Annotated in this window: 22 protein-coding genes, 1 tRNA gene and 1 other RNA gene; 20 read left to right on the top strand and 4 right to left on the bottom strand. The window is 33.1% G+C overall.

All coding sequences use genetic code 11. The features are described 5' to 3' along the window. The first annotated feature begins 13 nt into the window (after window positions 1–13). The 4 genes from ffs to hutU all read left to right on the top strand — a co-directional run bounded on the left by ffs (window position 14) and on the right by hutU (window position 4,802). An RNA gene (gene ffs / locus ACMV0E_RS01180) (signal recognition particle sRNA large type) lies at window positions 14–279 on the top strand. Window positions 280–308: 29 nt separating this feature from the next. Continuing rightward, complete coding sequence (locus tag ACMV0E_RS01175; RefSeq protein ID WP_416084539.1) at window positions 309–596, top strand: MoaD/ThiS family protein; 288 nt, start codon at window positions 309–311, stop codon at window positions 594–596. 15 nt (window positions 597–611) lie between these two features. Further along, window positions 612–3,140, top strand: coding sequence for a cation-translocating P-type ATPase (locus tag ACMV0E_RS01170; protein WP_416084538.1), 2,529 nt, complete (start codon window positions 612–614; stop codon window positions 3,138–3,140). Between the two features lie 9 nt (window positions 3,141–3,149). Next, entirely contained in the window at window positions 3,150–4,802 is a 1,653-nt protein-coding gene (gene hutU / locus ACMV0E_RS01165) for a urocanate hydratase (protein WP_416084537.1), read from the top strand. Window positions 4,803–4,805: 3 nt separating this feature from the next. Here hutU and ACMV0E_RS01160 read toward each other — a convergent pair. Further along, window positions 4,806–4,882, bottom strand: a tRNA-Arg gene (locus ACMV0E_RS01160). Between the two features lie 117 nt (window positions 4,883–4,999). Between ACMV0E_RS01160 and ACMV0E_RS01155 the strand changes: the two genes are divergently transcribed. The 13 genes from ACMV0E_RS01155 to ACMV0E_RS01095 all read left to right on the top strand — a co-directional run bounded on the left by ACMV0E_RS01155 (window position 5,000) and on the right by ACMV0E_RS01095 (window position 18,101). Then, complete coding sequence (locus ACMV0E_RS01155) at window positions 5,000–6,292, top strand: nucleotide sugar dehydrogenase (RefSeq protein ID WP_416084536.1); 1,293 nt, start codon at window positions 5,000–5,002, stop codon at window positions 6,290–6,292. Further along, window positions 6,289–7,728, top strand: coding sequence for a WecB/TagA/CpsF family glycosyltransferase (locus tag ACMV0E_RS01150; RefSeq protein ID WP_416084535.1), 1,440 nt, complete (start codon window positions 6,289–6,291; stop codon window positions 7,726–7,728). The genes ACMV0E_RS01155 and ACMV0E_RS01150 overlap by 4 nt, the downstream gene beginning before the upstream one ends. Further along, entirely contained in the window at window positions 7,725–8,735 is a 1,011-nt protein-coding gene (csaB, locus tag ACMV0E_RS01145) for a polysaccharide pyruvyl transferase CsaB (RefSeq protein ID WP_416084534.1), read from the top strand. Before ACMV0E_RS01150 ends, csaB begins: the two co-directional genes overlap by 4 nt. Beyond that, on the top strand, window positions 8,692–9,360 hold the full coding sequence (locus ACMV0E_RS01140) for a ComF family protein (RefSeq protein ID WP_416084676.1): 669 nt from the start codon (window positions 8,692–8,694) through the stop codon (window positions 9,358–9,360). The genes csaB and ACMV0E_RS01140 overlap by 44 nt, the downstream gene beginning before the upstream one ends. Before the next feature lie 11 nt (window positions 9,361–9,371). Beyond that, window positions 9,372–10,619: a serine hydroxymethyltransferase gene (glyA, locus tag ACMV0E_RS01135; protein ID WP_416084533.1), complete on the top strand. Its 1,248-nt coding sequence runs from the start codon at window positions 9,372–9,374 to the stop codon at window positions 10,617–10,619. Between the two features lie 10 nt (window positions 10,620–10,629). Continuing rightward, window positions 10,630–11,256 carry a uracil phosphoribosyltransferase gene (gene upp, locus ACMV0E_RS01130; protein ID WP_416084532.1) on the top strand — a complete coding sequence of 209 codons (627 nt, stop codon included), beginning with the start codon at window positions 10,630–10,632 and terminating at the stop codon, window positions 11,254–11,256. After that, entirely contained in the window at window positions 11,253–12,227 is a 975-nt protein-coding gene (locus ACMV0E_RS01125; protein WP_416084531.1) for a glycosyltransferase family 4 protein, read from the top strand. Before upp ends, ACMV0E_RS01125 begins: the two co-directional genes overlap by 4 nt. Beyond that, window positions 12,227–13,354: a non-hydrolyzing UDP-N-acetylglucosamine 2-epimerase gene (wecB, locus tag ACMV0E_RS01120; protein ID WP_416084530.1), complete on the top strand. Its 1,128-nt coding sequence runs from the start codon at window positions 12,227–12,229 to the stop codon at window positions 13,352–13,354. The genes ACMV0E_RS01125 and wecB overlap by 1 nt, the downstream gene beginning before the upstream one ends. Next, window positions 13,341–14,600, top strand: a complete 1,260-nt coding sequence (gene murA, locus ACMV0E_RS01115; protein ID WP_416084529.1) for a UDP-N-acetylglucosamine 1-carboxyvinyltransferase — start codon at window positions 13,341–13,343, stop codon at window positions 14,598–14,600. The genes wecB and murA overlap by 14 nt, the downstream gene beginning before the upstream one ends. Continuing rightward, complete coding sequence (gene dapF, locus ACMV0E_RS01110; protein WP_416084528.1) at window positions 14,578–15,393, top strand: diaminopimelate epimerase; 816 nt, start codon at window positions 14,578–14,580, stop codon at window positions 15,391–15,393. Before murA ends, dapF begins: the two co-directional genes overlap by 23 nt. Beyond that, the gene (locus ACMV0E_RS01105) at window positions 15,390–16,502 is read left to right on the top strand and encodes an alanyl-tRNA editing protein (protein WP_416084527.1); all 1,113 of its coding nucleotides are present in this window, start codon (window positions 15,390–15,392) and stop codon (window positions 16,500–16,502) included. Before dapF ends, ACMV0E_RS01105 begins: the two co-directional genes overlap by 4 nt. Continuing rightward, window positions 16,502–16,804, top strand: a complete 303-nt coding sequence (locus ACMV0E_RS01100) for a LapA family protein (RefSeq protein WP_416084526.1) — start codon at window positions 16,502–16,504, stop codon at window positions 16,802–16,804. The genes ACMV0E_RS01105 and ACMV0E_RS01100 overlap by 1 nt, the downstream gene beginning before the upstream one ends. Before the next feature lie 100 nt (window positions 16,805–16,904). Beyond that, window positions 16,905–18,101 (top strand): MFS transporter, encoded by a 1,197-nt coding sequence (locus ACMV0E_RS01095; protein ID WP_416084525.1) that lies wholly within the window; start codon window positions 16,905–16,907, stop codon window positions 18,099–18,101. On the opposite strand, the gene ACMV0E_RS01090 is transcribed toward ACMV0E_RS01095, so the two are convergent. Together ACMV0E_RS01090 and ACMV0E_RS01085 are read right to left on the bottom strand one after the other, a co-directional pair. Then, entirely contained in the window at window positions 18,096–18,827 is a 732-nt protein-coding gene (locus ACMV0E_RS01090) for a tetratricopeptide repeat protein (protein WP_416084524.1), read from the bottom strand. The genes ACMV0E_RS01095 and ACMV0E_RS01090 overlap by 6 nt on opposite strands. 9 nt (window positions 18,828–18,836) lie before the next feature. Beyond that, a complete protein-coding gene (locus tag ACMV0E_RS01085) occupies window positions 18,837–19,691 on the bottom strand; it encodes a VIT1/CCC1 transporter family protein (protein ID WP_416084523.1) in 855 nt (284 codons plus the stop codon). Window positions 19,692–19,777: 86 nt separating this feature from the next. On the opposite strand from ACMV0E_RS01085, the gene hisS reads away from it, so the two are divergent. Genes hisS through ACMV0E_RS01070 form a run of 3 tightly spaced genes read left to right on the top strand, consistent with a single transcriptional unit; the run spans window position 19,778 to window position 23,328 of the window. Then, complete coding sequence (hisS, locus tag ACMV0E_RS01080) at window positions 19,778–21,031, top strand: histidine--tRNA ligase (RefSeq protein WP_416084522.1); 1,254 nt, start codon at window positions 19,778–19,780, stop codon at window positions 21,029–21,031. After that, window positions 21,024–22,772 (top strand): aspartate--tRNA ligase, encoded by a 1,749-nt coding sequence (aspS, locus tag ACMV0E_RS01075; RefSeq protein ID WP_416084521.1) that lies wholly within the window; start codon window positions 21,024–21,026, stop codon window positions 22,770–22,772. Before hisS ends, aspS begins: the two co-directional genes overlap by 8 nt. Next, window positions 22,765–23,328 carry a hypothetical protein gene (locus tag ACMV0E_RS01070; RefSeq protein ID WP_416084520.1) on the top strand — a complete coding sequence of 188 codons (564 nt, stop codon included), beginning with the start codon at window positions 22,765–22,767 and terminating at the stop codon, window positions 23,326–23,328. The genes aspS and ACMV0E_RS01070 overlap by 8 nt, the downstream gene beginning before the upstream one ends. Here ACMV0E_RS01070 and ACMV0E_RS01065 read toward each other — a convergent pair. Further along, a complete protein-coding gene (locus tag ACMV0E_RS01065; RefSeq protein ID WP_416084519.1) occupies window positions 23,312–24,484 on the bottom strand; it encodes an ROK family transcriptional regulator in 1,173 nt (390 codons plus the stop codon). The genes ACMV0E_RS01070 and ACMV0E_RS01065 overlap by 17 nt on opposite strands. Window positions 24,485–24,506: the final 22 nt, after the last annotated feature.

Genomic DNA, 24,506 nt, shown 5'->3' with positions numbered 1-24,506 from the left:
ATAATATATTAGGTCGTGCTAAAGCGGGGAGATAGCGGTGCCCTGTAACCCTGAACCCGCTAAACAGGGGCTGACAATCTGCAGGAAGGCATTTTGTTGTAAGCCAAGGCTGATTGAAAGGGCGATGAAGGCAGGACCTCAAGCAACATTGACTCTTAAACCCCGTGAGTTCCGGAAGGACGCAGCGGTAAGAGAGTTTAATGTTTGGCTTGAGAAAATCTTGCTGGAGTCTCGTAAATCAGTACAGCTTGTAACAAAATGTCAACCGCAGACGCACGGCCTTAGTCTTAATTAAGGAGGCCATCATTATGGCAAGAGTAACAGTCTTTTTACATGGTGATTTGCAAGAAAAGTTTGGCGTAGAAAGACTGCATTTAAAAGTTGACAATGTTAAAGAATTAATAAATGAACTCAAGGATAAATTTCCAAAACTTGAGGAAGATGTTAAATTTGGAAGACTGATAATACTCATAAACGGAAGAAATATCGAAACTCTTCTAAATGAAAACACAAAATTCGAAGATTTTGACTTGGTTAGTTTAACCTTAAAAGATGGCGGCATGATTGATTTCTTTCCACCTGACGGTGGCGGGTAAAAACGGGAGTAAAACTTGATTGACCTTAAAAATCTTAGGCAAGAGTTAATTGAGAGTGGGTTAACTACTCAGGAAGCAGAAGAAAAACTTAAGCAATTTGGAAAAAATGAATTGCCCGAAGGCAGAAAAGAAACTTTACTTCAAAAATTTATAAATCAATTTAAAAACTTCCTTATCATAATTTTAATTTTTGCAAGCATTATTTCTGCTTTCTTTGGAGAATTTGTTGATTCAATTGTTATTCTTGCAATTGTCATTCTAAATGCAATACTTGGTGTCATTCAGGAACAAAGAGCCGAAAATGCGCTTGAGAAAGTCAAGAAACTAACAAGTCCTACAAGTACTGTTCTAAGAGATGGAAAAATTACAAAAATACCTTCAAATGAAATCGTTCCTTCTGATATTTTACTTTTAGAAGCTGGCGATAAAGTGCAAGCAGATGGAATCGTAGTAAAAGAGGTTAGCCTTTTTGTTGATGAATCAATGCTAACAGGTGAGTCAGTTCCTGTAAAAAAGAATTCCTGTTTAGGTGAAATAACGGAAGATTGCAAGGTTTATATGGGTACAACAGTTGTTAAAGGAAAGGCAAGAGTTTTAGTTACAGAAACAGGAATAAATACGCAACTTGGGAAAATCGCAACCAAAATAAGCGAAACCAAGAAAGAGAAGACACCTCTTGAAGTACAACTCGATAATATTGGAAAATTGCTAGGAATTCTTTTCCTTATTGTAAGCGCAATCATCTTTATGTTAGGTTGGCTAAGAGGTGGAAAAATTTTAGATATGCTTCTCACAAGCGTGTCCCTTGCTGTTGCAGCAATTCCCGAAGGACTTCCAGCAGTGGTAACAATAGTTCTTGCTATTGGTGTATTTGAGATGGCAAAAAGAAATGCAGTAATAAGAAATCTTCCCGCTGTTGAGACGTTGGGAGCAGTTACGTATATTTGCACCGATAAAACAGGAACGCTAACTCAAAACAAAATGAAAATTGTAGCAGTTTTTGAAGACGGAAAAATCAACTCTGAGTTAAATATTAGTGAAAGACTTAAAAGGGCAATGATTTTGTGTAATGATGCCGAAAAGGATAGGGGAGATCCAACAGAAATTGCCCTCATAGATTTTATTGACGACAAAGAAATCCGAGAAGTAAGGTCAAAATTCGAAAGGATTTCGGAAATTCCATTTACCTCTGAGAGCAAAAGAATGACTACTATACATAAATTTGGAAACGAATATCTTGTTGTTTCAAAAGGTGCTTCTGAGGTCATTTTAGAACTTTCGAAATTTGCAAAAATAGATTCTAAAATTGTAGAACTTTCGATTGAGAAGAAACAAGAGCTTCTAAAAATAGTTGAAGAAAATGCTGCCAAAGGTCTCAGAATCCTTGCATTTGCAGATAAAATAATTCCAAACCTACATGAAGCAACTGAAGAGAACCTTGTTTTTCTTGGCTTTGTAATGATGAAAGACCCGTTAAGAATGGAAGTAAAAGATGCAATAGATAAATGCAGGAGCGCTGGTATAAGACCGGTAATGATAACTGGTGATCATCCAATAACTGCATATGCAATTGCAAAAGAACTAGACTTTCCAGAAGGAGAAGTTTTGACAAGTTCCGATCTTGAAAATATTTCAGATGATGAGTTAACAAAAATTGTTGAAAACGTAAGTATTTTTGCAAGAATAAATCCACTCGATAAGTTGAGAATAGTTGAGGCCCTTCAAAAAAAGAACGAAGTAGTTGCAATGACAGGAGATGGAGTCAATGATGCCCCGGCGCTGAAAAAAGCAGACATTGGGGTTTCAATGGGACTAACAGGAACTGAAGTTGCAAAAGAGGCATCTGATATGGTTCTTCTTGACGACAATTTCGCAACGCTTGTTTCTGCTGTATTCCAAGGACGTACAATATTTGAAAATATAAGAAAGTTTATTGTATATTTGCTTTCCTGCAATATTGCCGAAGTTATGATTATGTTTTTTGCGCTTCTTTTAGGATACCCACCACCACTACTTCCATTACATCTTCTCTGGCTAAACCTTGTAACTGATAGTTTTCCTGCTCTTGCATTAGGAATGGAAAAAGGAGAAGAAGACTTGATGAAAAAACCTCCTCGTAGGAAAAAAGAACCCATTCTTACACGTTATCACTATGGAATCATAATCACTCAGAGTATTGCAATTACATTGTCAACTCTTCTAGGTTTTATCCTTAGCTACAAAAGAACCGGAAACCTTGATGAAGCAAGAACAATAGCATATATGGTCCTTGTTATTTCAGAACTTTTGAGAGCGTATTCAGGTCGTTCTTTCGAAGGATATCTCTTTAAAATTGGCGTATTCTCAAATATGTTTATGAACTTTTCGTTTGTATTCGGAATTATACTATTGTTAGCAACAATTTATGTACCACAGTTAAGATTTATTTTTAAAAATACGCTTCCCACAGTCTTAGAGAGTTTAGACATACTCCTTCTCGCTTTTATTCCATTTGTAATATCTGAAGTTTCTAAGATAATAAGGAAAGATGAATATGGTAGATAGGAGGTAGGTATGGAAAGAATTATTAAAGCACCGAGAGGAACAACATTAACATGTAAGAGTTGGCAAACAGAAGCACCGTTGCGTATGCTTATGAACAATCTTGATCCAGATGTTGCAAAGGATCCGGCAAATCTTATCGTGTATGGTGGCACAGGCAAGGCAGCAAGAAATTGGGAGTGCTTCGATGCCATTATTGAGACCCTCAAAGAATTAGAAAATGATGAGACACTACTTGTTCAATCTGGAAAACCTGTTGCTGTATTCAAAACAAATGAATGGGCGCCAAGAGTATTGATTTCAAATGCAATGCTTGTGCCAAAATGGGCAACCTGGGAGTATTTCAGAGAACTTGAAGAACGTGGTCTAACAATGTATGGACAGATGACTGCTGGAAGTTGGATTTACATAGGAACTCAGGGAATCCTTCAAGGAACTTATGAGACATTTTATGCAGTTGCAAAAAAATATTTTGGAAATACCTTAAGAGGCAAAATTGTTGTAACCGCAGGATTAGGGGAAATGGGAGGAGCTCAACCACTTGCAGTTACACTTAATGATGGAATAATTATTGCAGTTGAAGTTGATAAGAAAATGATCGATAGACGATTAAAGACCGGTTACCTAGATACCTGGACTGAAAGTTATGAGGAAGCAATTAAAATTGCTTTAGAACACAAGAAAAAAAACGAGCCAATTTCAATAGCTTTACGCGGCAATATTGTTGATGTCTTACCGCGGATGCTAAAGGAGGGATTCATTCCAGATATTTTAACTGATCAAACCGCAGCACACGATCCACTGAATGGTTATGTTCCAAAGGGATTAACTGTTGAAGAAGCAAGTACTATGCGGAAAGAAAAACCAAGCGAATATCTTGAAAGAGTTTATGATTCAATGGTTGAACATGTAAGCACGATGGTTGAAATGCAAAGACATGGCTCAAAGGTGTTTGAATATGGAAATAATTTAAGAAGAAATGCTTTTGACCATGGAGCAAAAGATGCCTTTGAAATTGTTGGTTATGTTCCTGAATATATAAGACCATTGTTTTCTGAAGGAAAAGGACCTTTTAGGTGGGTTGCTCTTTCCGGAGATCCTGAAGATATATATCTAACAGATGAAATTGTTCTAAAGCTTTTCCCTTACGATGAACATCTTAAAAAATGGATTGATCTTGCACATAAGAAAGTTCATTTCCAAGGATTACCAGCAAGAATTTGTTGGTTAGGACAAGGTGAAAGAGAAGCATTTGGCATTGAAATAAATAAATTAGTTAAAAATGGTAAATTAAAGGCACCAATTGTAATAGGAAGAGATCACCACGATACTGGATCTGTTGCATCGCCATATAGAGAAACTGAAAAAATGCTTGATGGATCTGATGCAATTGCGGATTGGCCAATTCTAAATGCGTTACTTAATGCTTCATCTGGTGCAACTTGGGTATCAGTACATCATGGTGGTGGAGTTGGTATTGGATACTCAATACACGCTGGTTTTGTTATAGTTGCAGATGGAACAGACTTAGCTCACGAAAAACTTTCAAGAGTTCTACATAATGATCCAGCAAGTGGTGTTGTAAGACATGCAGATGCCGGGTATGAAATTGCAATAGAAACCGCAAAGAAACACAACATAAAGATGCCAATGCTCAAGAAATAATAATGGCGCGCCCAGCAGGAGTCGAACCCGCAACCGACGGTTCCGTAGACCGTTGCTCTATCCAGTTGAGCTATGGGCGCGTCCTTTCTAATTATATAATCTATCAATAATTTTTGCAATATTCAAAAAATCATTTTGAAAAATAAGTATTTTAATATAAAATACCCTTTGGAAATCAATTTTTTCGGAGGTTTTAAATGGAAAAGATTGCAGTAATAGGACTGGGGTTTGTAGGCTTACCATTATCTCTAACATATTCGCTTCATGGAATAAAGGTTATTGGAATTGATATAAACAAAGATTACATTAACCAACTTAAAAATGGCAAAACACATGTATTTGAAGAATACAATGGAAAACATATCGAACAAATTCTAAAGGAAAGCTTAGAAAACGGACTTTTCGAACCAACAGACTCATACGAGTTGGGCTTAAAAGATGTTCGTAATATTATTGTAACTGTTGGAATTCCAATAGAAAATGGGGTTGTTAATTTAAATGTTTTTGAAAACGCAATGAAATCTATAGGAAAAAATTTAAAAAAGGATGCCCTTGTTCTAATAAGATCAACTGTTCCTCCCCTTACCACAAAAAATATTGCAAAACCATTAATTGAGGAAGTAAGCGGATTAAAAGAAGGTAAAGATTTTTATCTTGCCTATTCATCTGAAAGAATTGCTGAAGGAAAGGCATTTGAGGAATTTCAAACAATGCCTGTTGCAGTCTCTGGTTTAAGTGAGGAAGGAACAAAACGAGCAAAAAAACTTCTCGAACTAATAAATCCAAACATAATCGAGGCAAGTTCACCTGAAGTTGTAGAAATTTCAAAACTTATAGAGAATGCGTCAAGAGACGTTAATATTGCAATTGTAAATGAACTTGCAAATCTAACAAATGCATTAAGTATTGATACAATGGAAGTTATACGAGTTGCAAATACACACAAAAGAGTAAAACTTTTAACTCCAGGGATAGGTGTAGGCGGTCATTGCATTCCTTTTGCTTCAAAATACATTTTCTATCTAACTGATAAGATTGGACTCGAAATGCCGCTCTTACATGCAGCACGCAGTGTCAATGACAGAAGACCTAAAGATATTGCAGATATTATAGAGAAAGCGTTAACAAATCTAGGTAAAAGCCTTGATAATGCAAAGATTGGCTTTCTTGGAATTGCAATGAAAGATAATTCATCTGATGTATCGGAAAGCCCTGCAATAATGCTAAAAGAAATATTAAAAGGAAAAGGAGCAGAGGTAACATTTTTTGACCCTAAGATTAAAGGAAATTTTCCTGAAGCCGAAAAAGACTTTGAAACATTACTTAGAGGAAAAGATGTTATAATTATACCAATCATCCATAACGAGGTAAATTACGATATAAACACGTGGAAAAATTTCCTCAAAAAAGATGCAGTCATTTTCGATGCAAAGGGAATAATAGACAAAATAAAGGCAACTAACTTGGGGTTCCATTATTATACTATATGAGAATTGAGATCTTTGATATACCAGTTGATAATCTTACCAAAAAAGAAGCAGTTCAATACATAGAAAGAATGCTTAATGAAAAATGTCCTCATTTTGCTGTAGCAATCAATCCTGAAAAGGCACTAAAAGCATACCAAGACGAAGATTTACTTAATATCATTAAAAATTCAGACCTAAACTTTATAGACGGAGTTGGAATTATATTTGCTGCCAAAGTATTTAAAGGTATAAAAATAAAAGAGCGTGTTACAGGCATCGATCTTTTCACTGAATTACTGAAAGTGGCTGAAGAAAAAAGTTATAAAGTTTACTTTCTTGGAACAAAAGAAGAAAGCTTAAAAAAGGCAATTGAAAATATCAAAAAGGCTTTTCCAAGCTTACAAATTGCAGGTTTTCATAATGGTTTTTTTAATGAGGAAGATAAGATTATTGAAGATATCGCGAAAAGCAATGCTGATATTCTCTTTGTTGGGATGGGATCTCCAAAACAAGAAAAATTTATCTATAAAAATCTTGAAAAACTGAATGTAAAATTCGCTATGGGAGTTGGTGGAACATTTAATGTCTACGCAAACGAATTTAGAAGGGCACCAAATATAATCCAAAAATTAGGCTTAGAATGGCTATACAGATTTATACTTGATCCAAAAAGACTTCCACGTATTTTGACACTGCCTGTATTTCTTAAAGAAGCCTATAAAAGGAGATTTACTCCCAAAAAAGAAGTTGAATTTTTAGGCATAAAAGTTTCTAATAGATCTTTAATCGAGAACCTTGACATAGTTCAAGGGTTTATAAACAAAAAAGAATTTCACCTTATAGTAACCATAAATGGCGAAATGCTTTCAAGAGCAATAAGCGACAAGGAGTTTTTAAACATACTTAAAGAGGCAGACCTTGTTATTCCAGATGGCATTGGAGTTGTACTTGGTGCAAGAAGATTTGGCGAAAGAATAACACAAAGAATTCCAGGAATTGAATTTGCATGGGAATTATTACGTCTTGCTGAAAAAAAAGGATATAGAGTATTCTTTTTGGGTGCAAAAGAAGAAATACTCCAATCTGCTATAAAAAAGATAAGAGAAAAATTTCCTAATTTAGAAATTGTCGGTTATCATAATGGCTATTTTAAAGATGATAATGAAATAAGAAAGGAAATTATAAATTCGAAGCCAGATATTCTTCTTGTTGGAATGGGCGGAATAAAGCAGGAAAAATGGATTATCAAAAACAAAGATTTAAATGTACCAGCCAATATTGGGGTAGGCGGCTCTTTCGATGTTTGGAGCGGAAAAGTAAAAAGGGCTCCCGCTTGGGTAAGAAAACTTGGAGTAGAATGGCTCTACAGAACAGTTACTCAGCCCGAAAGAATATGGAGACTAAAAAATTTAGTTGTTCTTTCTTTTAAGTTAATTGTAGGGAGGATTGACGATTGAAAGCGGTTATTTCCGGATATTTTGGTTTTGGTAATTTGGGAGACGAATCAATAAAAGCTGTCCTTGAAAGAGAGCTACCGAAGATAAACATTAAACCTGTTTTTCTAACAAAGAGTAAGTCAAAGGAAAATGAAATTATTAGAACAAATATTTTTCAAATAATTAATGAAATAAAAAATTCTGACATACTTATTTCAGGCGGAGGTGGACTTCTCCAAGATAAGACAAGCTCAAGAAGTCTCTATTACTATCTATCACTTCTTAAACTACCTAAAATATTTCGGAAATACAGCACTGTTTTTGCTCAAGGCGTTGGCCCAATTACAAAAAATGTTGACAGGAAAATATTAAAAAGTATTCTCGATACTGTAGATCTAATAACAGTAAGAGACAATGAATCTAAAGAACTCCTCAAAAGCATTGGGGTAAGAAAAGAAATTTTTGTAACGCAGGATCTTGCATTCTTGTATGAGCCAGCAACACAAAAAGAATTTAATTTTGATGAACCATACAACATTCTTCAGATAAAGGGTAACGAAAAAATAGATCTCGAAGAAGTTGCAGATATTGCTCGCTTTATGCACTATAGAACAGAATATGAGACAATTTTAGTGCCATTTTACAAAAATATTGACCTTGATGTTGCAAAACGAATCGAGGAAAAGACGAAATTCAAGGTTGTAGTTCCAGAAGATATTGATGAAGTATTTGCAATATTTAGAGGGGCAAAATTTATTGTGGGAATGCGTTATCACTCTGTTGTGTTCTCTTTACTACTTAAAAAACCAATTTTGCCCATTTTTTACGATGATAAGGTAAGAAACATATCACATTTATTTGAGATAGAAGGCATAGATATAAAAGACCTAAAATTATCATATTTCTCAAGAGCCTTTATTAACTTATTGCAAAAGAATGATTTTGAGACAAAAATTGAGGATAAATTAACGACTGCAAAAAAAGATGCAAAAAGAAATTTTGAACTACTTTTACAACTACTACGTTAAAGAATTTTTTCTAGAGATAGTTTCTCCAGCACATTGTGTTGTTTGCGGAAAAAAATTGTTTGATAGTAATTTCATTTGCGAAAGTTGCAAAAACAAAATCATTTTTAATGAATACCCTCTCATTTCAAGAGAAGAAGTGGTATACTATTATGGAATGACACGTTATACTGGGGTAATGGAAGAACTTATAAAAAAATTTAAGTTTAATGGCTATAAGGCTTTGTCAAAATTTCTCTCTTCTATTATCATTAATTTTATTAAAACAAATAATATAGAATTTGACTTTATAGGCTTTGTTCCAATGTCAAAAATGGAATTTAAAGAACGAGGATATAATCAAACATATCTCCTTGCAAAAGATGTATCGTTTGCTACCCAAAAACCTATTATTAGAAGTATCTATAAGATTAAAGAAACAAAAAAACAAACTAACCTATCTAAAAATGAAAGAATTCAAAATTTAAAAGATGCATTTGTCATTAAAGAAGCAATCATGGGAAATATTTTGATAATTGATGATGTTTATACAACAGGAACCACTGCAAAAGAAATTACGCATGCTTTCAAAAAAGTTTTAAAAAATGGCAACATCTATTTTATTGCATTGTCCCAAACATTTAATTAAGGAGGTAAAAAATGAGGATTAAGGATGCAGACTTTGAATTAGCGCAAGCAATGCAAAATGAGCTTGAACGACAAAGGACAAAACTTGAACTCATTGCATCAGAAAACTACGTAATGGAACCAGTTCTCGAAGCACAAGGTTCTGTATTAACCAACAAATATGCAGAAGGATATCCAAATAGAAGATACTATGGTGGGTGTGAGTTTATTGACATAGTGGAAAGTTTAGCCATAGAAAGAGCAAAAAAACTATTTAAAGCAGAAGGTGCAAATGTTCAACCCCATTCAGGAACACAGGCAAATTTTGCAGTGTATTTTGCAACAATGAATCCAGGAGACACACTTCTTGGTATGGACCTTTCTGCAGGGGGACACTTAAGTCATGGAAGCCCCGTGAGCATAACTGGCAAGTACTTTAACGCAGTCCATTATGGTGTCGAAAAAGAAACAGAACTTATTGATTATAATCAGGTAGAAGATCTTGCAAAGAAGTATAAACCTAAGATTATCATTGCTGGTGCAAGTGCATATCCAAGATTTATTGACTTCGAAAAGTTTGCAATAATTGCTAAAAGTGTTGGAGCGTACCTCATGGTTGATATGGCTCATATTGCAGGTTTAGTAGCTGCGGAAATCCATCCAAGCCCAGTTCCTTACGCTGATTTTGTGACGACAACTACTCACAAAACACTAAGAGGACCAAGAGGTGGAATGATCCTATTCAAAAAAGAACATGAAAAAATAATTAACAAATCAGTTTTCCCTGGAATTCAAGGAGGACCGCTTGAACACGTAATTGCAGCAAAGGCTGTTGCATTAAAATTAGCGGAGACTAATGAGTTTAAGGAATACCAAAAACAAGTAGTAGCAAATGCAAAGGCTCTTGCAAATGCACTAATTAAACGAGGTTTTAGATTAATTACAAACGGTACAGATAACCACCTTATTTCTATTGATTTGAGATCCAAAAATATAACCGGAAAAGAGGCTGAGAAACTTTTAGACTCAGTAAATATCACCACCAATAAAGAGTCAATCCCCTTTGATCCTCTTCCACCAACAGAAACAAGTGGCTTAAGATTAGGAACTCCAGCACTTACTACACGAGGAATGAAAGAAGCCGAAATGGAACTTATAGCAGATCTTATCGACCGAGCAATTAGCTCAAGATATGATGAAAAGAAATTAGAATTAATTAGAAACGAAGTGTTAGAGTTAACTAAGCAATTTCCTATTTACAATAACATATCATACATTTAAAGGAGGGGAAATGGAGAATGTAAACTTAATAAAGCATCCACTTATACAGCACAAACTAACTTATCTAAGAAAAAAAGAAACTAACCCAAAAGAGTTTAGAGAGTTAGTAAAGGAACTCTCTGCCCTTATGGTCTACGAAATATTTAGAGACACAAAACTTAAAGAAGTAGAAATAGAGACCCCCATTGAAAAAACAAAAAGTTATATAATTGACGAAGATATTGCAATAGTTCCAATACTCCGTGCAGGAATTGTAATGGCAGAAGGTATTCTTGATCTCATCCCTCAGGCTCGCGTTGGCTACATTGGTATTTATAGAAATCCACAAACGCTTGAACCTGTTGAATACTACAGCAAACTTCCAATAAATATTGAAAACTCTTCAGTTTTTATTGTTGACCCAATGCTTGCAACAGGTGGATCTGCTTCAAAGGCAATTTCAATTGTTAAGGAAGCAAAAGCAAAAAAAATATATTTTGTATGCCTCATCTCTGCTCCTGAAGGAATCATGAAAATAGAACAAGACCACCCCGACGTAAAGATATACACTATAGCAGTTGACGAAAGGTTGAATTCACACGGATATATAGTGCCCGGATTGGGAGATGCAGGAGACAGGCTTTTTGGAACGAAATGAAAGAAATTATCGCCTTTATTGATGAAAACTTCTTCAATATTTCCTACTATTTTCTTATAGGGTTTTTCCTCTCTTCCTTCTCAACACCTCTTGCTATCTTTCTTGGAGACAAATTTGCAATAATAGATTTACCCAAAACGAATGATAGAAAAAAAATACACAAAGAGCCAGTACCACGTTCAGGAGGAATTTCAATTTATATAACAATTTTAATCCTCTTTTTCATCCTTCAAAAATTCAACAGACAATTTTTAGGAATAATTTTAGGTGCAACTGTTTTATTCTTTGGACTTTTGTTTGATGATAAATATGGACTAACGGTTAGACAAAAGTTTTTAATTCAATTTTTGGGAGCATTTATTGCAATTTGTACAGGAACTCAATTCACACAGATAACAATTCCCTTTACCGATACAGTAATCAAGTTGGGCATTCTTGGTAGTATTTTAACAGTGCTTTGGATTGTTGGTCTAATTAATGCAATAAACATAATAGACGGACTCGATGGGCTTGCTGCTGGAGTTTCTGCTATAGCTTCGTTCTTCCTTGCAATAACTGCCATGTATAAAGGGCACTTAGACCTTGCCTTAATTCTAATTGGCCTTTGTGGAAGCCTTGTTGCATTTCTCATTTATAATTTTCACCCAGCTAGAATCTTTTTAGGTGACTCAGGTGCAGGACTTTTAGGATATATGCTTTCAATAATCTCTATTGTTGGTGCATATAAAACAACAACATTAATTTCAGTTGCTCTCCCGATATTTGTTCTTGGTATACCAATTTTGGAAGTATCAACTTCAATCATAAGAAGAATAATGCAAGGAGGATCTCCATTCAGGTATGATACAGAACACATACATTACAGGCTTTTAAAAAAAGGCTTTTCTCAAAAGAAAATTGCTTTAATATACTATACAATTACTTTAATACTTTCTTTAGCTGGAGTCTTACTTGTATTTGGGGTGAAATAATGAAAAAGAAAGTTTTTCTGATTTTTGGAACAAGACCTGAAGCAATCAAGATGTATCCTGTCTATAAAGCCCTAAATAATTTCAAAGAATTTGAAACAAAAGTAGTTATTACAAGCCAACATCAAGAAATGCTAAGACAAGTAATTGAACTTTTTAATATTAAGGTTGACTATGACCTCAAAGTAATGGAAGAGAAACAAACACTGACAAAGATAACTAACAAGGTCCTAACAGGCTTAAAGGACATATTTGATACTGATCGCCCAGATATTCTTCTTGTGCATGGAGACACAACAACAACTTTTGCCTCAGCCCTTGCTGCATTTTATGAGAAAATTCCTATAGGACACGTTGAAGCTGGTCTTAGAACGCATAATAAATATTCTCCTTTTCCTGAAGAGATGAATCGAAAATTAACCGATACCTTAACTGATTTATACTTTGCACCAACTGAAAAAGCAAAGGAAAATCTACTCAAGGAAGGTGTAGAAGAAAGATCAATCTATGTAACAGGAAATACTGTTGTAGATGCACTAATAGAAATCTTACAAAAAGATATAAAAACTAACTTACCAATTAATGAGGATGAAAAGTATATAGTGGCAACTGCGCATAGAAGAGAAAATTGGGGTAAACCAATGGAAGAAATTTGTTATGCAATTAAATCTATTGCTGAAGAATTCGGAAACCAATATAAAATTGTGTTTTCTGTACATAAAAATCCAATTGTTCGAGAAACAGTAAATAGAATTCTAAAAGACACTAAAAATATCATTCTTGTTGAGCCAATGGATTATCTTACTTTTATTAAACTATTATCAAAAGCTACATTGATCCTTACTGACTCTGGCGGTATTCAAGAAGAAGCACCAACACTTAGAAAACCTGTACTTCTTATGAGGAATACTACAGAAAGACCAGAAGCAATAGAAAGTGGAATTGTAAGACTTGTTGGAACAAACAGAGAAAAAATAATCAGAGAAGTCAAAAAAATTCTTACAAATAAAGAAGAATATGAAAAAATGATTTCAAATAAAAATCCATTTGGTGACGGTAAGGCTGGAATTAGAATAGCTAAAATAGTCTTTGATTTTCTTTCGAACGGAGGAAAAAATGGAATATCTTGAAGTTAACGGTGGAAAAATACTCAAAGGAGAAGTCTTAATCTCTGGTTCTAAAAACGCTGCTTTTCCGGTTCTATCAGCATGTTTGCTTATTGAAGGAAAGTGTCATATTAAAAATATCCCCAATATACTTGATGTGAAAAAATTTCTTTTTCAACTTAAAAAGATTGGAGTAAATGTTTTAGAAGGAGAACATGAAGTTGAAATAGATGCATCGTCTTCGTTTAAACCAGAAATTCCTCCAGAAGAAACGGAAAATATAAGAGGAACTCAGACGCTTTTAGGTGCATTTATTGCACGGCATATGAAAGCTTCTATTGCTGGCTTAGGTGGATGTAATATAGGAAAGCGCCCCATTGATCAACATATAAAAGGCCTCGAAAGCCTTGGAGTGGAGATTAGTTGGGATAAGGGTATCTTAAAGGCACATTCTCCCAAAGGACTTAAAGGAAACAAGATATTTTTAGATATGCCAAGTGTAGGGGCAACGGAAAATATAATCCTTGCTTCGGTATTTGCCGAAGGAGAAACAATAATCGAAAATGCAGCAAGAGAACCAGAAATAAAGGATCTAATAAATTTTCTCAACCTCGCAGGTGCAAATATAGAAGTTAACGGAACTGGAAGCACAATCGTGGTACACGGAGTAAAAAAATTAAAACCTGTCAAATATTCAATAATTCCCGATAGAATCGAGGCTGCTACATATCTTATCCTTGCAGGCTTAACTAAAGGTAAGATTAAGATTAAAAATACCTTACCTTACCATCTTGAGGCGGTCATAATGAAATTAAAAGAAATTGGTCTTGATGTATCAGTCAATGAGAATGAAATTACTGCAAGCTATAAAGGAAAACTGTTACCTACATCAGTAAAAACTCTTCCATACCCAGGCTTTCCAACTGATGTACAATCTCAAATCTTGACACTGCTTACTCTTGCTAATGGATCAAGTGTTGTCACTGAAACAGTTTTTGAAAACAGATTTAGGATTGTAGACGATCTTTTAAAAATGGGCGCAAACATAAGAGTTGAAGGAATTTCTGCATTTATTACAGGTGTTAAAGAATTAAAACCCTCTGTTGTAACTGCTAAAGATTTACGAGGAGGTATGTCACTTCTTTTAGCAACACTATCTGCAAAAGGAACAAGCAAAGTATTAGAACCTGTGCACATCGATAGAGGATATGAAAGTTATATAGAGAAAATAAAAGGGCTTGGTGGAGATGTCGAAAGGAAAAATTCTTAAATTCTATAAATTTGAAGGAGCACTTAATGATTTTATTGTAATTGATGGACGCTTTAATAAGTTAGAAAATCCTGAAGAGTATGCAAAACTTCTTCTTGATAGACATGCTTCAATTGGTGGAGACTCTCTTTTGTATCTCGAAGAAAGTGATGTTGCAGACATTAAAATGAGAGTACTTGAAAAAGATGGCAGTGAATCACAAATGTGTGGCAATGGTGCTCGTTGCATTGGACTTTATTTTGAAAGATTTTATGGAATTGGAAACATAACAATTGAAACTTTGGCAGGAGTTAAAAAGGTAAAAAAGGTTTCTGAGAATAGGTTTGTAGTTTCTATGGGACCAATGCAAAAACTTGGAAATTTTGTTAACGGTCCCAGAAATGAATATGAACTAATTCATGAACTATTTTCTTTTAAAATATTCGTTGTAAATTCTTCCGAACCCCATGCAGTAATTCCCTTAAAGAGCATCAAAAGAATACCAAAAGAAAAGGGTCTTAAAATTTCAAAGAATTTCAAACTATTTCCTTATGGTATTAATGTTGATTTTATTGAAATTTTAAACGAAGAAACTATAAAAATTAGGACTATAGAACGTGGCGTATATGAAGAGACTCTTGCTTGTGGAACTGGAGCCGTTGCATCTGCGTATGTTTTTAACAAATTTTTAGGTGGGAAAGATATTGTCCATGTAAAAGCATTAGGTGGAGAACTCAAGGTTGAACTCGGCAAAAAGGAAAACTACTTAGAAGGAGAAGCACATTATGTTTTTAAGGGAGATATAGAATTATGATTAGTTATGATATACTTGAGTTTCAAGGAAAAATTATAGGTAAATTTGAAAGCAAAGGAAAATTTTATGTTGAACTTGAAAAAACTAATTTTTACCCAGACGGAAAAGGAGGTCAACTTGGCGATAGGGGATTTATTGGAAATGCAAGAGTTCTTAGTGTAAAGGAAGACAATTCAAAAGTATTACACGAGGTTGAAACTTTAGATATTGAAGAAAATCCTACCTGTATTGTCGACAAAGAAAGAAGATTAGAAATTGCAAGAGAACATACGGCACAACACATTTTATCACAATCATTCCAAAAGCTTTACAATATAGAGACTTTAAGTTTCCATATGGGCGAAAATTATTCAACAATTGATTTAAATATAGAAAAACTGGGCGATGAAAAAATTGAAGAAGCTGAACTATTGGCCAACCGTATTGTTCTTGAAAATAGAGAGGTAAAAAAATATTACATTAATGAAGATGAACTCGAAAAGTTAAACTTGAGGAAAAAATTGGAAATCAAAGGTCCTATTAGAATAGTTGAAGTTGAAGGGTTTGACGTTTCAATGTGCGGTGGAACTCATGTTGGAAAAACTGGAGAAATAGGGATAATTAAAATTATAAAGGTAGAAAAAACCAAAAAGGATTTGACAAGAATCTACTTTACATCGGGATTAAGAACCTTAAGAACTTTCCAGGAAAAAACAAAGATAATTGACGAAATTTCAAGAATTTTAACAACAGGAGAATCAGAACTTAAAACAAAAATCAACAAATTGATAATTGAAAATAAGAAGCTTTTAGATCTCAATAAATATTTGGAAGAAAAATTTATAAACGAAGTTATAGTAAAATTATATAGCCAAAGCGAAATTAAGGAAGTTTTTGAAAATATTTCAAGAAAAAGTTTTGAGGTAATTGTTCATAAGACACAAAGTGCAGGTAAAAGTGGTTTCCTCGCATTAATAGACAAAGAAAGTCTTTTGGTTGCAATCATTAACGCTAATATCCACTTACCTTACAAAAGCTTTGATATAAATGGAATTACTTTTTACACTATTGAAATAGTTAAAAAAGATGAAGCATTAAAAAGGCTATTAGAATTAAAAGGAGGTAACTAATGAAAAAATTAAATTTTTTCATTGTCTTGATTCTTATAATACTTCTTGCAACAATTCTTTTAATTGCACAAAATTATAATGAAATAGTTATAAATTTTCTTCTACTTAAGTTTAACACAACAGTTGGTTTATTTGGAATTATAATGTTCTTCGCTGGAGCAGTTATTGTTTGGTTAGTTTCTCTAACTGTCCATTATTTAGAGATTTCAAATTTAAAGCGAAAACTATCAGAGTGTGAGTCAAAGCTAATAAAATCGGACAAATCCCAAGAAGAAACTGAAGTGAAAGAAAAACAAAACTAAAAATAACTACTGATTCATTTTATTTCTATTGTTATATAACTAAAATTTTATTATAATATTTTGTTATATACTTTGTTTTCGAAAGTTTGGATGTGAAACTATGCTAAGAAAAGTTTTCCTCAATAATAAGAATGCAAGATGCTATATTGTTGCAAGTTTTATAATTTCAATCGGAACAGGCATATTTTTCCTTGCTTTAAATCTTTACTTGATAAACTTTGGAATCAAAAAAGAAATTATTGGTTTGCTCAATGGTATATATTTTTTAGGTATTACAATTCTATCTCTATTTTCTGGGTTAATTTCAAACATAGCAGGACATAAAAAAAGTTTCATCGTAGGTGTAATGCTTCAGTTTGTGGGAGAACTCGGATTAATTCTGACTAAAAATATTTTTGCCTTAATTTCTTTTCTATTCCTAATAGGCTTTGGTTCGTCGCTTTTTCTTGTAAATGAAGCACCATTCCTATCAAGGAATAGCACCTCTTATGAACAAACTCATTTATTTGGACTAAGCTTTGGAAGTATCGTTCTTGGTAATTTTGTTGGAGAGATTTTGGGAAGCACTTTGCCAAAAATATTGAATGAAAATCACATGTTTGGTTTAAGAAATGCCTTAATAATTGCGTCAATTCTTACTTTAAGTGGATTTTTATTTATAAATAGAATTGATGAAGAGTGGATTGTAGAAGAAGGTGAAAGTATAATATCCAAAATCAGAGATCCGCTCATAAAAATTTTTAGAGACGGAAAAGGTGTCAAAATTATAAGTATTTTTGTAATAAGTGAATTTCTAATGGGAATTGGTGCAGGTACAATGATCCCTTTTTTCAATCTTTATTTTATTGAGTTTCAAGGCATTAGTTATGAAAAACTTGGAATTGTATTCGGTGCTCAAAGTATTCTTATTGCTATTGCCTCATTAATGGTGCCATTTATAACAAAAAACTCTAAAAAATTCTACACTATAATAGTTCTTCAAAGCCTTTCACTTCCTTTTATATTATTGCTTCTCTTTAAAAACCGAATTTTAGCAATTGTTTCATATCTTCTTAGAGGAATCTTCATCAATGCTTCAATTCCAATATATTCCTCCTATTACATGGAATTAATGGATGACGAGATAAAAGCAATTGCTTCAAGTGTAAAAGAAATATCTTGGAATTTTGCGTGGTTTTTAGGTGCCTCAATATTTGCGGTTCTAAAAGGAAATTATAAATACTCAATACTTTCCTTTTTTATGCACTTGGAACTCTTTCCTTTTATTTTCTGTCAAAGAAAAATGCAAAAATTATGATTCTTTAGAATCGCTCTCTAAAGATTTTAAAATTTGAGACACGTTTCCAAACTTAGGATTTCTTAATTCAACACGCTCAAGATATTCTTGCGCCTTTTTTCTATCACCTTTTTGTAAGTAAGAAATACCTAAGCCATAAACGACGGCAAGTTCATCTTCATTCATAGGAGCATAAGGTGGATCATACAAAGAAAGATACTCAATGGCTTTATCAAAATCTTTACTTTCATAGAATATCGAACCTAATAATCTTACCATCTTTATTGTTAGTTTCTCCTCTTCAATTTCTATAAGTAATCTTTTAGCCTTTTCAAGATCTCCTGCAATGTACTCAAGCATTGACCCAATGAACCTTAAATAAGGCGTATCATGTTTATTTATATTTTTATAAATAATGTTTGCGACTTTTTTAACAGTAACCTTATACTTTGTTTTATTGTAAAATAACTTGTAAAGCTCCTCTTCGTTCTCATAGAGTTTTGCGGATTTAAGGATTTCTTCGTAAGACTTCTCGGGAATATTCTTTTCAATGTACTTAGAGGCAAGCGCAAGATGTCTTGAAGACTGATACTCATTTGTAGTTATAAACACTATATGAAGAATTGCTGCAATTACAAAAGAAATCAAACCAAAAAGTCTTTTCGTTGGATCAAACAGTGAAAAAAACGCAAAAATATAACCAAGAATAATGAAGGAAATAAAAATCTTAGGAACCCTTTTAATCATTTATCCTCCTTAAATACTAACATTGAATAATTTTCTTGCAATATAACCCAAAAGAAATGTAATTATAATAACTCCTATAATGACCAAAAACATTTCTGAAAATGTTCTTTTGAAACTTGTATCCTGAATTACTGAAACATAGAAGGAAAATACAACTACTATTAAAAAGCCAAACACAATTGAAAAAATAAATCCAATTATAAAATTGTTTACAAAGAAAAACGGTAAGACAAGCCCTAACACAACGAGAAAATATGCAATAAAAGTATAAACTGCTGCTTTGAGTGGATTTCTATTTGATAGAACATCAGTCTTTTTCGAAATATATTCAGATGCAGCCATTGATAAAGAAGCAGCAACACCAGTGATAAGTGCAGCAACTCCAATCGTTCGAGAGTTTTGAAGTGCTGATGAAAGACCAGATATTGTGCCTGTAATTTCGACAAGAGCGTCATTCAGACCAAGAACAATAGAACTGACATAATGAACTCTTTCTTCTTCGATTAATTTTATCAACTCATCCTCATGCCTTTCTTCATCCTCTAAAACTGATAAAAACTCTTCATCATCTTTTGATATTTCTCTGTAAATTTCTACTGCATCATCTTCACTTCTTTCCATTAGTTTAATTACAAATATAACCCCAAAAATATAATAAAGAATTTTATAAAAAATAAATTGCAACAAATTTTCTTTAACATCAATATGATTGATTTTCTTCAAAAGAAGATAATGTTTAAACTCATCCTTTGAAATTTCCTTAAGTATCTCTTTGTTTTTTCCTTTTAGTTTTTCAGAAAGAAAATTATATATTTTAGCACCTGTTATTTCGCTTACTTGAGCTTCTACAAGTTTCTTATTCATACTTTAATTATATTTAAAAACTAACACAAGTCAAAAACTTGATTTTTAAACAAAATTTTGTAAAATTCACTATATAGGAGATGGAAATGGAAATTAAAACAGTAAAAGGTTTCAAAGACATATTAGGATTAGATGCGCTGTTGTTTAATGAAATCCAAAGAGTAGGATATGATATAGCAAATTCTTTTGGCTATAAACTTATAGTTCTTCCAACGGTTGAGTATGCAGAACTGTTTGATAGATCTGTTGGAAATACAACAGACATTGTTGAAAAAGAAATGTTCACTTTTGAAGACAAAGGTGGCAGGACATTATCATTGCGTCCCGAAATGACAGCATCTGTTGCGAGGAGTTTTATTGAACATCATATGGAAACAAACCCATTGCCTCTTAAATTTTTCTATTTTGGTCAATGCTTCAGATATGAAAATCCTCAAAAAGGCCGATATAGAGAGTTTTATCAACTTGGAGTCGAGGTTCTGGGTGATATCTCTCCACTGCTTGATATAGAAGTGATTCAAATTGCACTTAAGATAATTGAACAGTTCAATATAAAAAACCTCAAAGTTAAAATTAATAGTATTGGCTGTAGAGTCTGCAGACCAAAATACAAAGAAGCGCTTACCGAGGCTTTAAAACCTCATTATGATGAGCTTTGTCCAGATTGCAAAAGAAGGCTTTATACAAACCCTTTAAGAGTTCTTGATTGCAAAAAAGAAGAAGACTCCCTTAAAGAAATTCTTCCAAGAATAACCAATTACCTTTGCGATGAATGTAGGAAGCACTTTGAAGAAGTCCAGAGATTACTTACTGAACTTAAGATTCCATTTGAAGTAGATAATACACTTGTAAGAGGCCTTGATTACTATACCAAAACGGTTTTTGAAGTTATTTCAGAAGATCTTGGTGCACAAAACGCACTTCTTGGGGGGGGTAGATACGACTATCTCGTTGAGGATCTTGGCGGAAGAAAAACTCCTGGTGTCGGTTTTGCAATGGGTGTCGAAAGGTTTATTGAGATTCTTAAAGGAAATAAATTTAAAACACCTGAGAAGAAAAAATTATACATTACTTACGACAAAAAATTTGGTAGTAATGCATTTGAAATAAGAAATTCTTTAATCCCAGACTTTGTTGTTGAAATTGACCCGAAAGGAGACTCACTAAAAAAACAAATTGAAAGAGCAAGTAAAAGAGGATCAGATTTCATTCTAATTATGGGCGAGAACGAGGTCTTAGAAAATAGCATAAGTATTAAAGATTTAAAAAGTGGTAATCAAATAAAGATAAAAATTGACGAACTAAAAGAAGCGTTAAAGGAGTTGTTAAAAGATGCTTAAAAGAACAATAGGTGCAGGAAATGTAAACGAAAGTATAGTTGGAAACGTTGTTGTAGTAAATGGATGGTTGCACAGAAAAAGAAATCTTGGTGGAATATTGTTTTTAGATATAAGAGATCGATCAGGTATCGTTCAGGTGGTCGTTAATCCTAATGATATCTCAAAGGAAAAATTTGAAAGTATTGAATCTCTTAAGGTTGAGTCAGTTTTAGGTATCAAAGGAATTGTAAAGAAAAGAGAAGCGCCTAATCCCAAATTGAAAACTGGGATGGTTGAAATACAACTAAAAGATTTTGAAGTATTTTCAAAAGCAGAAGATCTCCCATTTAATCCATTTTCACCACAGGATGTTGATGAAATTGTTCGTTTAAAATACAGATATTTAGATTTAAGACGTGAAGAAATGAGAAAAATTTTTGAGCTTAGAGCGCAAATAACTCAGAGTGTAAGAAATTATCTTTCATCCAAAGGCTTTATTGAAGTTGAAACACCATACCTTACGAAAAGTACTCCTGAAGGTGCAAGAGACTTTTTGGTTCCTTCACGACTCAATAAAGGAAAATTTTACGCACTACCCCAGTCACCACAACTTTTTAAACAAATTCTTATGATAAGTGGTTTTGAAAAATATTTTCAAATTGCAAGATGCTTTAGAGATGAGGATCTAAGACTTGATAGACAACCAGAATTTACCCAAATTGACATGGAAATGTCGTTTGTTGAGCAAGATGATATAATTGAACTTGTAGAAGATATGTATAAAAATCTCTTTAAAGAAGTGTTGGGTATAGAAATCTCTACACCATTTCCAAGAATTGACTATAAGGACGCAATAAGATTTTATGGCTCAGACAAACCTGATACACGATTCGAAATGAAAATAATTAATTTTACAGACACTTTCAAAGATACCAAAATAAAAGTCTTTGAAAACAACGGTTCAAAACTAATTTTAGGTCTCACAATAGATGATGCTAATAATATATCAAGAAGCGAAGTTGATAGATTGAAAGATTCAGTTAAACAATTTGGTGTAAATGGTTTTGTAGATTTTAAAATCCAAGGAGGAGAGATTACCTCGCAATTTGCAAAATTTTTAAATGAAAATGAAAGGAAAGAAATTCTAAATTACGCAAAAGATAATTCACTTATTACCATTTTTGTTGTCGACAAAAAGGATGGTTTTGAAAAAGTTGGAAGAATTAGATTATTCTTTGGAGAAAAATTCAACAAAATAGATAAGGATAAATTCAATTTCCTCTGGGTTGTAAATTTTCCATTTTTCTCATATAGCGAAGAAGAGGGTAGATATGTTGCAGAACATCACCCATTCACAATGCCAAATCCTTTAGATCTTGATAAGTTAGAAACTGACAAAGAAAATGTTAGAGCAATTGCATATGACCTTGTCCTTAATGGAAATGAACTTGGAGGAGGAAGTATAAGAATCCATGATCCTGAGCTACAAAAAAGAGTATTTAAGGCAATTGGCTTAAGCGAGGAAGAAATTGAAACAAGATTTGGATTTTTAGTAAGGGCTTTTAGTTTAGGAGCACCGCCTCATGGTGGTATTGCCTTTGGCCTTGATAGACTTGTTTGGATCCTCAGTAAAGCAAATAGCCTTCGTGATGTAATAGCATTTCCTAAAACAACATCTGGTACATGTCCTTTAACAGATGCTCCAAGCGAAGTAGATATAAAACAACTCGATGAATTAGGTATAGACTTAAAAGATGGATAGAATGCCAAAAGAGTATAAGATTGCCGTATATATACTCTTCATAAGTCTTATTTATTTTATGTTTTTTTCTATAAATCTTTTCTTTAGGTTTAAGGTTGTAGAAAGCAGCTTGAGTAAAACTGTCATTATATTGTCTTTAACCGTGCTTTTAATTTATTTAATTCCTTCAATTCTTCTCCTATTAAGAAAAGAAATTTCAAGGAAAATATTGATAGTAATAACAACTTTAAACATGGCATTCGACATTTTCATAATTGAATTAATGCTTAATTTCAAATCTTTTGCCTTTTTTCTAACAAATAAATATAAAATCCGCGCCTTTACTCCTTATATTGTTCTTGGAATTGCAAGACTTACCCCAGAAAAAATAATCTCTATACTTTTAATTCAAATTCCATGGCTTATATATCTTAATTATCTTCTTCTGCATAAAGAAACTAAAGAATTTTTGATTTCAAAAGAATATCCACCTGTCAACACTCAAAGTTATACATTAGGTGTGATTACTTTGCTTTTTTTAAGCATTGCAATTGTGAGCATTATTTTTGGGCTATAAATTCATAGGGATGTTCTAAAAATTCATTTAAAACTACAGACATCGCTCCTATAAGTCCTGTATTTTCCTTTAATGCCGATGACACAACTTCAATGTTTTCCCCAAAACCATAAAACGAACGTTTCTTTAATGTGTCCTTAATCTGTGGAATAATATAATCAGAAATCTTTACAACAGGTCCAGCAATGATAATTCTTTGAGGTGCAAGAATATCTGCAACACTTACAAGTACATTCCCTAACATCCTGCTTCTTTCTTGTATTATGTTAAGCACAAGTTTATCTTTCTTTTTAAGGAGTTCATGGAGTTTTTCCAATGTAAGATTTTCTACTCTAATTTGTTTCTGGACTGCTTTTAGTATTGCGTTTACACTTGCATAAAGTTCAATACAGCCTTTATTCCCGCAATCACATTCAATTCCAAAATCCATATCAACTGATATATGGCCAATTTCTCCTGATACACCAAAATTTCCGTTATAAAGTTTTCTATTTAAAACGATTCCACCACCAATTCCAAAACCAATATGAACAAGTAAGAAGTCGTTAACATTACGCCCATATCCAAAAAACATTTCAGCAAGTGCTTCAGCGTTGGCATCATTCATAACGAAAACAGGCCTATCAATCACTCTTGCTATTTCACCGACTGAGAAATTTGAAAGATTTTTAAGATTTGGAATTCTGATTATTTTTCCTCCTTCTGGATCAACTCGTCCTGGTGCAGAAATTCCTATTGCAAAAATTTTACTTAACTTATCTTCAAATTCCTTAAAATGTTGGAGGATTAGAACGAAAAGTTCTTTATTTGAGATATCTGTGGATGTGTCAACAGTTTCAACATGGTAAATTTTCCCATCCAAATCGATCATTGCAAACTTAACTTGTGTATAGGACATTTCAACTGCAAAAACTTTAAATTTGTCCCCATTAAATTTAAGATAATATGGTTTTCTTCCAACTTTGTTTGATTCTCCAGGAGTTTCAGAAACCACACCTTGATTTAAAAGAAAACTTATGATTCTTGAAACAGTTGGCGGTGTTAGATCGGTTTTTCGTACAACAGATATTCTTGAAATACCTGGGTTGTCTTTAACTAATTTTAGAACTGTCGAGGTATTTTCCTCTTTTAGATCCCTCTGATTTTTACCTTTCAATATTTTGCCTCCTTTAAAAATT

The sequence above is a fragment of the Caldisericum insulae genome (assembly GCF_047785965.1).
GTDB lineage: Bacteria > Caldisericota > Caldisericia > Caldisericales > Caldisericaceae > Caldisericum > Caldisericum exile_A.
The sequence above is the reverse complement of the archived record's forward strand: the minus strand, read 5'-3'. Positions and strand labels throughout refer to the sequence as shown.

What these genes read in the sequence shown, in the direction of transcription:
- dapF (WP_416084528.1), top strand. Translation starts at nt 14,578, where the DNA reads ATGTCGAAAGGAAAAATTCTTAAATTCTATAAATTTGAAGGAGCACTT.
- glyA (WP_416084533.1), top strand. Translation starts at nt 9,372, where the DNA reads ATGAGGATTAAGGATGCAGACTTTGAATTAGCGCAAGCAATGCAAAAT.
- wecB (WP_416084530.1), top strand. Translation starts at nt 12,227, where the DNA reads ATGAAAAAGAAAGTTTTTCTGATTTTTGGAACAAGACCTGAAGCAATC.
- ACMV0E_RS01175 (WP_416084539.1), top strand. Translation starts at nt 309, where the DNA reads ATGGCAAGAGTAACAGTCTTTTTACATGGTGATTTGCAAGAAAAGTTT.
- ACMV0E_RS01140 (WP_416084676.1), top strand. Translation starts at nt 8,692, where the DNA reads ATGCAAAAAGAAATTTTGAACTACTTTTACAACTACTACGTTAAAGAA.
- ACMV0E_RS01070 (WP_416084520.1), top strand. Translation starts at nt 22,765, where the DNA reads ATGGATAGAATGCCAAAAGAGTATAAGATTGCCGTATATATACTCTTC.
- ACMV0E_RS01105 (WP_416084527.1), top strand. Translation starts at nt 15,390, where the DNA reads ATGATTAGTTATGATATACTTGAGTTTCAAGGAAAAATTATAGGTAAA.
- ACMV0E_RS01085 (WP_416084523.1), bottom strand. Translation starts at nt 19,691, where the DNA reads ATGAATAAGAAACTTGTAGAAGCTCAAGTAAGCGAAATAACAGGTGCT.
- aspS (WP_416084521.1), top strand. Translation starts at nt 21,024, where the DNA reads ATGCTTAAAAGAACAATAGGTGCAGGAAATGTAAACGAAAGTATAGTT.
- ACMV0E_RS01125 (WP_416084531.1), top strand. Translation starts at nt 11,253, where the DNA reads ATGAAAGAAATTATCGCCTTTATTGATGAAAACTTCTTCAATATTTCC.
- ACMV0E_RS01150 (WP_416084535.1), top strand. Translation starts at nt 6,289, where the DNA reads ATGAGAATTGAGATCTTTGATATACCAGTTGATAATCTTACCAAAAAA.
- ACMV0E_RS01155 (WP_416084536.1), top strand. Translation starts at nt 5,000, where the DNA reads ATGGAAAAGATTGCAGTAATAGGACTGGGGTTTGTAGGCTTACCATTA.
- ACMV0E_RS01090 (WP_416084524.1), bottom strand. Translation starts at nt 18,827, where the DNA reads ATGATTAAAAGGGTTCCTAAGATTTTTATTTCCTTCATTATTCTTGGT.
- hutU (WP_416084537.1), top strand. Translation starts at nt 3,150, where the DNA reads ATGGAAAGAATTATTAAAGCACCGAGAGGAACAACATTAACATGTAAG.
- ACMV0E_RS01100 (WP_416084526.1), top strand. Translation starts at nt 16,502, where the DNA reads ATGAAAAAATTAAATTTTTTCATTGTCTTGATTCTTATAATACTTCTT.
- hisS (WP_416084522.1), top strand. Translation starts at nt 19,778, where the DNA reads ATGGAAATTAAAACAGTAAAAGGTTTCAAAGACATATTAGGATTAGAT.
- murA (WP_416084529.1), top strand. Translation starts at nt 13,341, where the DNA reads ATGGAATATCTTGAAGTTAACGGTGGAAAAATACTCAAAGGAGAAGTC.
- ACMV0E_RS01095 (WP_416084525.1), top strand. Translation starts at nt 16,905, where the DNA reads ATGCTAAGAAAAGTTTTCCTCAATAATAAGAATGCAAGATGCTATATT.
- upp (WP_416084532.1), top strand. Translation starts at nt 10,630, where the DNA reads ATGGAGAATGTAAACTTAATAAAGCATCCACTTATACAGCACAAACTA.